Source organism: Pseudomonas fluorescens (genome assembly GCF_030344995.1).
In the GTDB taxonomy this organism is placed as follows: domain Bacteria; phylum Pseudomonadota; class Gammaproteobacteria; order Pseudomonadales; family Pseudomonadaceae; genus Aquipseudomonas; species Aquipseudomonas fluorescens_BF.
In genome coordinates, this window is record NZ_CP128260.1 from 1,796,972 (window position 1) to 1,809,777 (window position 12,806).

The 12,806-nt window shown below is 62.7% G+C and carries 10 protein-coding genes and 1 riboswitch; of the genes, 2 read left to right on the plus strand and 8 right to left on the minus strand.

Translation table 11 applies throughout. From position 1 onward, the window contains the following. Positions 1-3: 3 nt before the first annotated feature. The 8 genes from QR290_RS08140 to QR290_RS08175 form a co-directional block, all read right to left on the minus strand. Complete coding sequence (locus tag QR290_RS08140) at positions 4-1,491, minus strand: sensor domain-containing diguanylate cyclase (RefSeq protein ID WP_289204682.1); 1,488 nt, start codon at positions 1,489-1,491, stop codon at positions 4-6. 157 nt (positions 1,492-1,648) lie between these two features. Further along, on the minus strand, positions 1,649-3,421 hold the full coding sequence (gene atzF / locus QR290_RS08145; RefSeq protein ID WP_289204683.1) for an allophanate hydrolase: 1,773 nt from the start codon (positions 3,419-3,421) through the stop codon (positions 1,649-1,651). A 24-nt stretch (positions 3,422-3,445) separates the two neighbouring features. Then, positions 3,446-7,078, minus strand: coding sequence for an urea carboxylase (gene uca, locus QR290_RS08150; protein ID WP_289204684.1), 3,633 nt, complete (start codon positions 7,076-7,078; stop codon positions 3,446-3,448). A 175-nt stretch (positions 7,079-7,253) separates the two neighbouring features. Further along, entirely contained in the window at positions 7,254-7,895 is a 642-nt protein-coding gene (locus tag QR290_RS08155; RefSeq protein ID WP_007957962.1) for an urea amidolyase associated protein UAAP2, read from the minus strand. A gap of 11 nt (positions 7,896-7,906) precedes the next feature. After that, the gene (locus QR290_RS08160) at positions 7,907-8,632 is read right to left on the minus strand and encodes an urea amidolyase associated protein UAAP1 (RefSeq protein WP_289204685.1); all 726 of its coding nucleotides are present in this window, start codon (positions 8,630-8,632) and stop codon (positions 7,907-7,909) included. A gap of 12 nt (positions 8,633-8,644) precedes the next feature. Then, positions 8,645-9,433, minus strand: coding sequence for an ABC transporter ATP-binding protein (locus QR290_RS08165; protein ID WP_262194371.1), 789 nt, complete (start codon positions 9,431-9,433; stop codon positions 8,645-8,647). Next, positions 9,430-10,245 (minus strand): ABC transporter permease, encoded by an 816-nt coding sequence (locus QR290_RS08170; RefSeq protein ID WP_289204686.1) that lies wholly within the window; start codon positions 10,243-10,245, stop codon positions 9,430-9,432. The genes QR290_RS08165 and QR290_RS08170 overlap by 4 nt, the downstream gene beginning before the upstream one ends. An 18-nt stretch (positions 10,246-10,263) precedes the next feature. Next, a complete protein-coding gene (locus QR290_RS08175) occupies positions 10,264-11,331 on the minus strand; it encodes a putative urea ABC transporter substrate-binding protein (protein WP_289204687.1) in 1,068 nt (355 codons plus the stop codon). 63 nt (positions 11,332-11,394) lie between these two features. Then, positions 11,395-11,495: riboswitch (guanidine-I (ykkC/yxkD leader) on the minus strand. Between the two features lie 284 nt (positions 11,496-11,779). Between QR290_RS08175 and QR290_RS08180 the strand changes: the two genes are divergently transcribed. Together QR290_RS08180 and QR290_RS08185 are read left to right on the plus strand one after the other, a co-directional pair. Beyond that, a complete protein-coding gene (locus QR290_RS08180) occupies positions 11,780-12,043 on the plus strand; it encodes a hypothetical protein (RefSeq protein WP_289204688.1) in 264 nt (87 codons plus the stop codon). A gap of 178 nt (positions 12,044-12,221) precedes the next feature. Beyond that, positions 12,222-12,623, plus strand: coding sequence for a hypothetical protein (locus tag QR290_RS08185; RefSeq protein WP_064594097.1), 402 nt, complete (start codon positions 12,222-12,224; stop codon positions 12,621-12,623). The last annotated feature ends 183 nt before the right edge of the window (positions 12,624-12,806 follow it).

The following is a 12,806-nucleotide window of genomic DNA, read 5'->3' on the forward strand; positions in this document are numbered from 1 at the left end:
GTGTCAGGCATAGGCCGAGTGAGGCATTTCCACGCAGGTGCGGTTACGACCGGTCTGTTTGGCCCGGTACATCGCATGATCGGCCCGGGACAGCAGGCTGTGCAAGGTGTCATCCCGTTGCAGGGTGGTGGCGCCGATGCTGACCGTCAGATTCAGGGTGTGACCGTCGTAGGCATATTCATGCTGTTCGACGTGCTGGCGGATCTTCTCGGCAATCTTCTGACCGGTCTCGCCGTCAGTGTCCTTCAGCAGAACGATAAATTCCTCACCGCCCCAACGGCAGACGATGTCGGAATGCCGCAAGCAACTTTGCAGGTCCCGGGCGAACCCGATCAGCACCTGATCGCCGGCCATGTGTCCGTAGGTATCGTTCAAGACTTTGAAGTGGTCCAGATCCAGCAGCAGCGCGGTCAGCGGTTTCGGCTCGCGATGAGCTTCGTGCAGCGCTTGCGCGGCGAGCAGGTCGAAGCCGCGGCGGTTGGGCAGTTCGGTGAGGCTGTCGAGGGTGGCCTGGGCGTGGATTTTTTCCTGATAGCGGCGGATTAACCGGTTGACCAGCGCCAGCACGATCAGCGTCACCAGCAGGCAGATCAGCAGGTTGAGGTACAGCGACTGGCGGATTTCGCTCAGCGCTCCGTCTTCGCGTTTATCGACGAACAGGTACCAGTTCAACTCCGGAATAAACCGTACGTTGAGGAAATGTCCCTGGCCGTGGGCGGAATATTCGTAGCTGCCGCTGTGGGGTTTGGGCAACTGGCTGACCAGGCCTTTCATGCTGTCGAGATCGTTGAGGCTTTTCCCGACTGGCGCCCCTTCCGGCCCACCTTCGGCGCCGGTCAAGACCAGTCGGCCGAAGGTGTCGACGAAGTAAACGCTGCGTTGATAGCGCTGCTGGTACTTGTCGATCAGCTTGATCACTGCGTCCACCGTCAGCCCTACGCCGGCGGCGCCGATGAAGCGATCGTTGTAGTCATAGACCTTGTAGTTGATGAAGAAGGTCATGTTGTCTTTGTTGGCCAGGTCCGGGTCGACGTTGATCTCGTACGGATCCTTCATGTCGCGTACACGGAAGTACCAGGCGTCGCGCGGCTCGTCGATTTTCACCTGCTTGAGCACGCCCTTGGCGTGGTAGTAGGTGTGGGTGCTGTTGGAAATGAAGAACGCGGTGTAGGCGCCGTAGTGGGTCATGACCTCGTCGAGGTAGCGGGTCATCTGGTCGCTGTCTTTCTCGCCGTTCACCACCCAGTCGCGCATGAAGGTGTCACGGGACATCATCGAGGAAATCAGGATCGGTCTGACGAGGTCTTTCTGAATTTCCGAATACACCGTGTCGGAGGTCAGCGGCAGTTCGGTGTTGACGATGTTGTCGCGGATCGACGCTCGCGAGGCGTAGTAGCTGAGCAGCGAGGTGGCGAGGAAACCTGCGCCGAGGAGGGCGACCAGAGTCAATACCAGCGAACGTTGGGAGTAAAACGCAGATCTGAGCGGCATTGGCAGTTCCGTCGACGGTGGCCCGATGGCAGCATTCTAGTGAGATGGTCGGGAAAAAACTGCGGGATTTGTGCCTGAAATGACGGGTAATCAGACGCCGCTCTCTCACCGACCCTCTCGAGCAGGAAGAGGGTCGGCGATTTGCCAGATTTTCGGGTCAGTCGCGGCTGGCCAGGTAGGCGCGCCAGCCGCCCAGATGGCTGATGTCGATCGCACCTTCCAGGCCGTAGGGTTCACAGATGAATCCGCTTTCCCAGCGACCGTCCGCCAGTTGTACCTTGCCCAGCCCGAGCGGGGCCGGGATACCGGTCAGGAACGAACCAAGTTCGCCGCTCGGCAACTCCCAGACTTCCACCTCGATTGCCGCGCCGCCTTCCGCCACGCGCAGCATGCCCGGACGCAGCGGTGGGCCGCCGGCCAGCGCGTAGAGTTTGTAGTCCTTCGAGCTGTAGGTGGCTTCGATCAGGCGTGCGCCGCGTTGCTGCAACTGCCAGTTCAGGGCCAGTCCGTCAAGGTGCGCGCCGCAGACCACCAGCCGCGCCCGGTCATTGCGCGCCGGACTCGCCGGTGTCGGCAGCAGCGGATTCTGCTGGCGCTGCAAGGCGTCCGCCAGGCCCAGCAGATACTGGTCGGTGAACGCCCGGCCAAACAGCGTCACGCCCCACGGCAAACCGTTGTTCATGAGCGCACTGGGCACGGCGACGGCCGCGTAATCCAGCAGGTTCATGAAGTTGGTGTAGTAACCCAGTTCGGCGTTGCGCAGCACCGGCTCGGCGTCCAGTTCTGCCAGGGTCACCGGGCGGCCGATGGTGGGCGTGAGCACGCAGTCGAGTCCGTCGAGGGCCTGATCGCAAACGGCTTTGAGTGCTTGCAGTCGATACTGCGCACGGAACGCTTGCACGCCTGTCACCGCCGGGGCCTTGGCCAGCACCGCGCGGATCACCGGCAGCACCGCTTCGGGACGCTGTTCCATCAGTTCGCCGGCAACGCTGTAACGCTCGGCGACCCATGGCCCTTCGTACAGCAACCGCGCGGCTTCGAGGAACGGTGACAGATCCAGTTCGACTGCTTCGCCGCCCAGAGCCTTCAGACGGTCGATGGCATCGCCGAACAGCAGTGGCCCTTCGGGGCAACCGAAAAACTCAAGATCCTGCGCCCGCGGTACGCCAAACCGGAAGGGTTTGGGAGCACCGAATGCCGAGCCGTCATTCCACGCCGGATTGCGGCGGCTGTATTCATCCCGAGGGTCGAAACGGGCGGTCAGTGCCAGCAACTGGCTCGCCTCGCGTGCGGTGGCGGTGAAGGTCGTGACGCAGTCCAGCGTGCGGCAGGCCGGTACGACCCCAGCGGTGGAGATCAGCCCTTTGCTGGCCTTCAAACCCACCAGGTTGTTCAGTGCTGCCGGCACCCGTCCCGAGCCTGCGGTGTCGGTGCCCAAGGCAAAACTGGCGACGCCGAGCGCCACCGCCAGCGACGAGCCGGCGCTGGAACCACCGGAGGGATATTCCGGCAATACGCTATTGGGGCAGGCGCCATAGGGTGAGCGGCTGCCATTGAGGCCGGTGGCGAACTGGTCGAGGTTGGTCTTGCCCAGCGGAATCGCCCCCAGTGCCAGCAACTGTTCGACGATGGTTGCCGAGCGTTCGGGAACGTAGGCGAACGCGGGGCACGCGGCCGTGGTCGGGACACCGGCGAGGTCGATGTTGTCCTTGATCGCGAACGGCACGCCATACAGCGGCAAGCTCTCAGGATCACGGTCGTCGAGGCTGGCGAGGTACGGCTCCAGTTCCTCGACGCTGAGCAGATGAATAAACAGGTGATAGTCGGGATTGAGCGCAGCGGCTTTTTCCCGCAGGGCCAACAGCAATTTGCGCGGTGTGGTCTGACCGTCGCGGTAGGCCTGGCGCAGGGCATCGAGTTGCAGATTCATGAGGTCATCCTTTGCAAAATGGGTTCAGTCGAGTTCCAGCACCACGACCCGTTGACCGGCGCGTACCGCCGAACCGGGTTGCACACGAATCTCCCGGACCACGCCGGGCAGTGGCGCGAGCACGGGGATTTCCATCTTCATCGACTCCAGAATCACCAGCGCATCGCCGGCCGCGACGCGACTCCCGACCTCGACCTGGACCTGCCACAGGTTGCCGGCGATGTGGCTGTCGACACTCTGTTGACCGCTGGCCAGCGGCGTTTCTTCGTGGCTTTGCGGCACGGCTTCTTCGCTGTCGAAGTGCGCCTGGCCGCTGGCGATCCAGCGTTCACGCTCGGCGTTGAACGCGGCTTGTTGCTGCTGGCGAAAGGCGTGGATGCTCTCGGCTTCGCGGTTGAGAAACCCTTGATAGTCGCCGAGGTTGAGCTGGCTCTGTTCGATGTTCAGGTCGAAACGCCCGAGGGGAAAATCCCGGCGGATGCGCAGCAGTTCGTCGGCGCTGACCGGGTAGAAGCGGATCTGGTCGAAGAAGCGCAGCAGCCACGGTTTGCCTTCGAACGCGGCGACTTCGCGATAGCGGTTCCACATCTGCAAGGTACGCCCGACGAACTGATATCCGCCCGGGCCTTCCATGCCGTAGACGCACATGTAGGCGCCGCCAATGCCCACCGAGTTCTCGGCGGTCCAGGTGCGCGCCGGGTTGTATTTGGTGGTCACCAGCCGATGACGCGGGTCGAGCGGCGTGGCGACCGGCGCACCGAGGTAGACGTCGCCGAGGCCCATCACCAGATAGCTCGCATCGAACACCGTGCGTTGCACCTCGTCGAGGTTGGGCAGGTCATTGATGCGGCGGATGAACTCCAGATTGCTCGGGCACCACGGCGCGTCCTTGCGCACGGTGGTCATGTATTTCTCGATCGCCAACTGGCAGGCCGGATCGTCCCACGACAGGGGCAGGTGAACGATTCGCGACGGCACTTGCAGGTCAGTGGCGCTGCACACGGCATCCCACTCGCCAGCGACGATCCCGAGCAGATCGGCCAGCGGCAGTTGCTCGGGCTGATAGTGGATCTGCAGCGAACGAATGCCAGGTGTCAGGTCGATCACGCCTTGCAGGCTTTTGCTTTCCAGCGCCTGCATCAGTGCGTGGGCCCGGAAGCGCAGGACCAGATTCAGTTCCGGCGCGCCGATTTCCAGCAGCAGATGGGTATCGCCGGACACACGCCCGACCAGCCGCTTGTCGTCCTGACCCAACTCCAGAACCACAGGCGAAACCAAGCCCTGTGGGAGCTGGCTTGCCAGCGATGGGGTCCGAGCAGACACCGCGTCAACTTCATCGCTGGCAAGCCAGCTCCCACAGGTATCCCATTTGAGGGCGAGATCGCGTGCGGTCTTGAGGTCGATCGGCACGAACTGCACCTTGTCCCCAGCCTTGAGCTGACCCAGTTGCCAGAGATCCGCCTCGATCACCGTCACCGGGCAGACAAACCCGCCAAGGCTCGGGCCGTCCGGGCCGAGGATCACCGGCATGTCACCGGTGAAGTCCACCGCACCGATGGCGTAGGGATTGTCGTGGATGTTCGACGGATGAAGACCGGCCTCGCCGCCGTCGGCGCGCACCCACTCTGGTTTCGGCCCGATCAGGCGCACGCCGGTGCGGCTGGAGTTGAAATGCACTTCCCATTGCGTGGCGAAAAAGGTGCCGATGTAGTTTTCAGTGAAGTATTCAGGCGCGCCATGAGGGCCGTAGATGACGCGGATCCGGCGCACGGCAGGTAATTCGCTGACGTGATGGGGTGCCAACGTCTGCCCGGCGCTGCGCTCATTCAGGGCAGCGAGATGCAGCACGTCACCGGCGCGCAAGGCCCGCCCGCCATGGCCACCGAACTGGCCGAGGGTGAAGGTGCTTTTGCTGCCCAGATAATCCGGCACTTGCACGCCGCCGCGAAGGCACAGGTAGCTGCGGGCCCCGGCGCCCGGCAGATTGCCCAGATGCAGTTGGCTGCCCGCCGGAATCAGCAGAGCGGTGTTCATCGCCTGCGGCTGGCCGTCGAGTGTCAGGGCAATCGGTGCGCCGGTCACGGCCACCACTGCATCGCAATTAAAGCGCAGCAACGGCCCGCTCATGGTGATTTCCAGCGCCGCCAGGCCTTCATCGTTGCCCAGTAAACGATTGCCCAGGCGCAAGGCGCGGCTGTCCATCGGCCCCGAAGGTGGCACGCCGACCGCCCAGTAACCGAGGCGACCGGGGTAGTCCTGGACGCTGGTCTGGGTGCCGGCGCTCAGCACTTCGAAGGTGTTGGCCCGGTACACCAGGCCTTCCAGGCAACGGGTCCAGGGCTGGCCGCTGGCAAACGGCGTATCGAGCAGAATCTGCCGCAGGTAGTCACGGTTGGTTTCCACGCCGTACAGCACGCTGTCGCCGAGGGCCTGATGCAGATCGGCACGCGCCTGTTCGCGGGTTGGCGCCCAGCTGATGACTTTGGCGATCATCGGATCGAAGTAGGGCGGGATCTCACAACCGGCCTCGACCCAGGTGTCGATGCGCAGATGCCGGCCGTCGGCGACGGGGAAATCGACCGCCGTCAGCAAGCCGGGGCTGGGCTGGAAATCGCGGCCCGGATCCTCGGCATACAGCCGCGCCTGAATCGCATGCCCCTGCGGTTGCAGGCCTGCGAATAACTCGGCCAGCGGCGGCAAGTCACCGGCCGCCAACTCGATCATCCAGCGCACCAGATCGACGCCCCACACCTGTTCGGTAACGCCGTGTTCGACCTGCAACCGGGTGTTCACTTCCAGAAAATAGAAGCGCTGCGCATCGCTGTCGAAAACGAATTCGACGGTGCCGGCGCTGCGGTAATTCACTGCTTTGGCCAGTTTGATCGCCGCCGCGCACAGTTCATCCGCCATGCCTTCGGGCAGGTTCGGTGCGGGGGTTTCCTCGAGGACTTTCTGATTGCGCCGCTGCACCGAGCAATCGCGCACGCCGAGGGCGATCACCGCGCCGTGGCCGTCGCCGAACACCTGGACTTCCAGGTGCCGCGCACGCTGAATGTACTTCTCGATGAACACGCCAGCGTCGCTGAAGTTGTTCTGACCGAGACGCTTCACCGCCTCGAACGACTCGCTCAGCTCGCTGGCGTTACGGCAAACACGCATGCCGATGCCACCGCCACCGGCAGTGCTTTTGAGCATCACCGGATAGCCGACCTGTTCGCCGGCCGTCAGTGCGGCGTCGAGGCTGTCGAGCAGTCCGGTGCCTTCGAGCATCGGCACGCCGTGCTGTTTGGCCAGGGCGCGTGCGGTGTGCTTGAGGCCGAACACCCGCAGTTGCTCCGGTGTCGGGCCGATGAAGGCTATGCCATGGTTGGCGCAGGCTTCGGCGAACGCGGCGTTTTCCGATAGGAAGCCGTAACCGGGGTGGATCGCAGTGGCGCCAGTGGCTTTGGCGATGGTGAGAATCTTGTCCACGGCCAGATAGGTGCCGGCCGCTGCGCCTTCGCCGAGGCTGTTGGCTTCGTCCGCTTGCAGGATGTGCAGGCTGGCGGCATCGGCTTCGGAGTACACCGCGACGCCTTTGACGTGCAGTTCACGCAAGGTGCGCAGGATGCGGCAGGCAATCGCGCCACGGTTGGCAATCAGGACTTTTTCGAACATGGAGAAACCCCCGGAGCCCGCGCAGGGTGCGGGCTCGACTGGGAGGCGGGCCGTCCCGCCGTTTTTGTTCAGGCGCCAGGGTCGTCCCCGACGGCGAAATCACTTCACTTTTTCAGGCACTGGCCCGAGCGTGCCTGGCACAGAGCAAACAACCAGCGGCGCAGACGGACGAATTTCAGTTCCATACCAGCAGCTCCGCAGGCGTCGGGTTGTAGGCGTTGCACGGGTTGTTCAGTTGCGGGCAGTTGGAGATCAGCACGATCACGTCCATCTCCGCGCGCAGGTCGACGTATTTGCCGGGGGCGGAAATCCCGTCTTCGAAGGTCAGGCCGCCCTCGGCAGTCACCGGCACGTTCATGAAGAAATTGATATTCGGCCCGATGTCACCTTTGCCCAGGCGTCCGTCGTGGGCGCAGGCGCGCAGGTAGTTGTCGCGGCAGCTGTGCATGTAGCGTTTTTCCAGGGCGTAGCGCACGGTGTTGCTCTCTTGCGCGCAGGCACCGCCGAGGGTGTCGTGGCGGCCGCAGGTGTCGGCAATCAGAGTCAGCATCGGTTTGCCGAGGTTGGAATACAAAACGCTGCCGGTGCTCAGGTAGACGTTGTTTTGTCGGCGCAATGTGCGTTGCACGTCGTAGCGCTCACGGGGATTGGCGGCGCTGTAAAACAAGGTGTCGACCGCCTGATTGCCTTCCAGATCGAGGATGCGCAGGGTCTGGCCGGCCTTGACCTCCATCAGCCAGGGTTCGCCGGCGGGAATGGTCGCGCGGTACACCGCAGCGTCGGGTTGTTTTTGCGAAGTGGCGATAGCAACTGACATGGCGACGATCCTCAGGCGAACAAACGGTCGGTGTTGATAAAGCCGCGCTCGTTTTCCGGGCGCGAGGTACGGCAGTGCTCGGCGACGCTCGGGTCGGCGTTCATCCAGCTCAGCTTCAGCGGTTTGGGTGCGTATTGCGGCGACGGATCGAGCGGATGTTGCAGGGCTGTGAGCACAACCAGGGTGTCCATCGGTGCATACAGTTCGATGTAGTCACCGGCCTGCGAATGGCCTTCGGCAAAGTGCAAACGCCCGCTGTCATCGACGTTGACCCGGCTGAACAGGTTGAGGGTCATCAGCAGGTCGGACAGGCCCAGCCCCCACTTGCCGAGTTCCACCAGCAGGTTGTCGGTGCCGTTGCGAAAGAAACCGTTGCGCAGTTCCTGATAGCGGCCCTGGCCGTATTTTTCCGCGACTTCCTCGGCGCACAGCACACCGCCGAGGCTGTCGCTCCAGCCGCAGGTATCCGCCGTGATCGCCGCCAGCACGCGGCCCATGTCCGAGTAGAGGCAATGGCCGGTGGTCAGCTTGGCGGTGTGTTGGCATTTGAGGCTGTCGGGCAGGTTCAGGCGTTCGGTTTTTTCGTTGGCGTTGAGCAAGGTCAGGCTGACGTTGGCCCCCCCGCGCAGGTCGGTCAGGCGCAGCAGTTGCCCACGCTTCAAGACGAAGGAGCGGTGGCCGCCGCCGGGCAGGGTTTCTTCGGCGAAGGGTGGAAAAATTCGGGTTGAATCAGTCATGGGAAATTCCTCTCAAGCGGTTCGAAGGGCGCTCGCCAGTTGCACCGGCAAGGCGTCGACGGCGGCGCGTTGGGCGCGGCGGTCGCTGTTCAAAGGGATGTCGTAGGTGATGCGGGCGCCATAGGCGCCGGGGGCGTGCGGGTCGAGGCGGACCTTGTCGAACACCAGCAGACGGGTGCCGAGGCTGAAACCTTCGGACAGGTCGTGGGTGACCATGAACACGGTCAGTTGCGTCTCGCGCCACAGCTCCAGCAGCAACGCGTGCATGTCCTTGCGAATGCCCGGATCGAGCGCGCCGAACGGCTCGTCGAGCAGCAACACGCGCGGTTTCATGATCAGCGCCTGGGCGATCGCCAGCCGCTGTTGCATGCCGCCGGACAGTTGCGCCGGGTACTTGTCCAGCGCATGGCCGAGGCCGACTTTTTGCAGCAACGCCGAGGCCTGCTCGCGGGCGTCCCGTTTGGCGCTGCCGAACAGACGCCCGAGAAGCGGCGCCCGGGGCAGTTCGAGGCCGAGGGCGACGTTGTCCAGCACGCTCAGGTGCGGGAACACCGAGTAGCGCTGGAACACCACGCCACGGCTGGCATCCGGCTCGCGAGCCAGTGGCTGGCCGTCGAGCAGGATCTCGCCGCGACTGGCGGTTTCCTGACCGAGCAGCAGGCGCAGGAAGGTCGACTTGCCGCAGCCCGAGGCACCGACCAGTGTGCAGAACTCGCCCTCGTTGACGTTGAGGTTCAAGCCTTCGAGCACCACTTGGTCGGCGTATTGCTGCCAGACGTTTTTCACTGTTATGAAGCTCATTTGGCTGCCCCCTCATACCAGGGGAATGCACGCCTTGTCAGGCGCTTGAGGCCCCAATCCATCAGCCAGGCAAGCAGAGTGATCCACACCACGTACGGCAGGATCACATCCATCGCCAGATAACGGCGCACGAGGAAAATCCGGTAGCCCAGACCGTCGGTAGAGGCGATGGCTTCGGCGGCGATCAGGAACAGCCACGCCGAACCGAGCATCAGCCGCAGTGAAATCAGCAGGCGCGGCAACAGTTGTGGCAGAACCACACGCAGCATCAGGGTCCAGGTCGAGGCGCCGAGGGTCTGCGCCTTGATCAGCAGTTCGACCGGAATGTCCCGTGCGCGTTGTTCCAGATCACGGGCGAGTGCCGGGGTGATACCGATCACGATCAGCATCACTTTCGACAGCTCGCCGAGGCCGAAGACGATGAACAGAATCGGCAGGATCGCCAGCGGCGGCACCATCGATAACACCGTCAGCATCGGCGACAACGGTGCGCCGAACAGCGGCAGGGTGCCGGCCGCCATGCCCAGGCACAGCCCGGCCAGCGCGGCGATACCGAGGCCGATGGCCAGGCGTTGCAGGCTCGCGGCGGTGTCCTGCCAGAGCAGATATTCACCGGTGCGGCTGTCGGCATTGAATGCCAGGCGTTTCACCGCATCGGTCATCTGCACGGCACTGGGCAGCAGTTTGTCGTTGGGGTTCTCCGCCAGGCGCTCGGCCGAGCCCATGAAATAGGCGAACAGCACCAGGGCGAACGGCAGGATCACCAGCAGCAGACGACTCGGGCGATCCGGGTGGCGATTGATCAGGCGCATGGCCAAATCCTCCGTGGCTTACAGCTTGGCGTCGGCGGCCATCTGCACGTAGGTCGGATCGAAACGCAGCTTGAGGTTGCCGGTATCGCCGCTGGTCACGCCGTTGGCGAAGGTCATGCCGACGGCACTGGTGTCCCTGGCACCTTCGCCGAGCAAACCGTGCTGGAACGAGAACTCGGCGACCCGGCGCATGGTTTCCGGCAGTTGCTTGCTGGTGGCGAACGCCAGGGCTTCTTTGGGTGTGGCGAACAGTCTGGTGGTGTCCAGTTGCGCCTGGAATCCGGCCAGGTCGGTGCCCGAGGCCTTGGCCATGTGTTCCAGCGCAGCCTTGCTCGCAGCGTTTTTCGCGTTCATCAGCTCGACCACTTCGAACCACGCGCCGGTCAGCGCCTTGCCCAGCGCCGGGTTGTCTTTGAGGGTGGCGCTGTTGACCACCATCATGTCCATGATTTCGCCGGGGATCTGGCTGGAATCGAAGACTTCGGTCACGCCGGGTTTGGCCTTGATATCCGAGAGCATCGGGTTCCAGGTGGTGACGGCGTTGACCTGCTCGGTGTTGAAGGCGGCGGAAATGTCGGCGTCGGAGGTGTTGACCACTTTCAGGTCTTTTTCGGTCAGGTCGACCGAGTCCAGCGCGCGGGCCAGCAGGTAATGCGAGACCGACAGTTCGACCAGGTTGACGTCCATGCCCTTGAGGTCGGCAACTTTCTTGCCCTCGCCTTTGAGAACGATGCCGTCGTTGCCGTTGGAGAAATCGCTGACGATCAGCGCGGTGCTGTCGACGCCGCCGGCGGCCGGGATGGTCAACGCGTCCATGTTGGTCATGGTGCAGCCGTCGAACTGACCGGCGGTGTACTGATTGATCGATTCGACGTAGTCGTTGAGCTGGACCACATCGATCTTGATCCCGTACTTCTTCGCCCATTTATCGACGATGCCCTGGCTGCCGGCGTATTCCCATGGCATCCAGCCGGCGTAGATCGTCCAGCACACGCTGAAATGGTCTTTCTGGGCAGCCTGGGTCTGGCTGCTGAGGAGGGCGGCGAAGGCGGCGGCGAGCAGGGCGGGGAAACGTAGTCGTGACATGGCGGATTCTCCAGTTGATCGTGGGCGGACAGGAAGGCAACGCGGCACCGCGAACGGTGGCTTGTCTCCCGGGCTTTTGTCCCGCCGTGTAACCTCAACTGGAGGTCGCCAACTCTCGGACCAGCCACTCGCAGATGCGAGCCGGAACCCTAGTCAGCCATTGCAAATTGTGGTGCCGCGAACCTGTGATGACTCCTGCACGGATTTGCTAAAGCGAGAGGCGTGCCAAGTCACGGCGAGCCGTCTGCCACGTGGCTTGTGGGTGGAGGGGCTCATTTGGCAGGTGCATTCAGCGCTTTGTGTTGGTGCGCGCTTGCACCGTGATGCAGCGCGATGGCCGCTGATCCGATGCTCGGTGGGGCGTGGGCACTCCGTAGCGGTTAGCCAGTCAAACCTGATGTCAGCCGGTCTGTGCCGACTGCTGTCGCAGGTCTTTCAGGAGGCCGTCATGCGTATTTCAAAATTGCTGCGTCGGGTGCTGCTGGGAGCAGTGCTCGGTCTTGGGTTGTCCGGCTGTTACTACTACGCCGGCGGCTACGATGTTTATTCCTCGCCCTATTACTATCCCGGCTATTACTCGCCCTATTACTACGGTGGTTATTACGGTCCGCGCTACTACGGCGGTGCCCGATATTACTACGGCGGTTATGGCTATCGCGGCGGTTACGGAAGGGGTTATCACGGCGGCGGATACCACGGTGGGCACCACTAATCAGCGGCTGAATGAAGGCGTTTTTGCATGAACAAGGTTTCATGAATCACTTGTTTCAAGTTGTTGCAGAAACGCACCAGATGCCGAAAACGCTGTCTGATTTTTCGTCAGTCGCCGAATAAAAGACTGACGCCTGCCAGCGTCGCTGGTGTGGCTACCCGCGGTCCAGGAGGCCGCCATGTATCGCCGAATTCTTCTGTTTACCGTGATGCTTTTTTCCCTTGGCGGATGCGTCCCCTATTCCTACGGAGATGGCTACTACAGCTCAGAGGTCTACACATCGCAGGCACCTTCGTATTACAGCGGTGGCACTTATTACACCGGCGGCAGCACGTATTATTCGGCGCCGCGCTACTACCAGCCAGCACCGCGCTATTACCAACCGGCTCCACGCTACTACTCGGCGCCTCGTTACTACCAACCGGCCCCGCGCTACTACGAAAACCGTCGCTGGCACGGTCATGATCGCGGACGCTGGGATGACCACCGCCGCGGTGGTTGGGATGATCGCCGGGGTCGTGGCAACTACGACCGTCACAGTGGACGTGGCGATTACAACCGGCACGGCAACCGCTGGTAACCCCTCGCAAAAAGCGGCGCATTGAGCGCCGCTTTTTTGTGCCCGCTTTTTGTGTTGGTGTGGATCGCACCATCTCCTAGGGGGTTCTCGGATCCCTCCTACAGTTTTATTTCTGAACATTTGTTAGCGTTTGTATGCACATGTTGATGTTGAAAAACTTCAATTTCAGGGAGGTGTATAAGC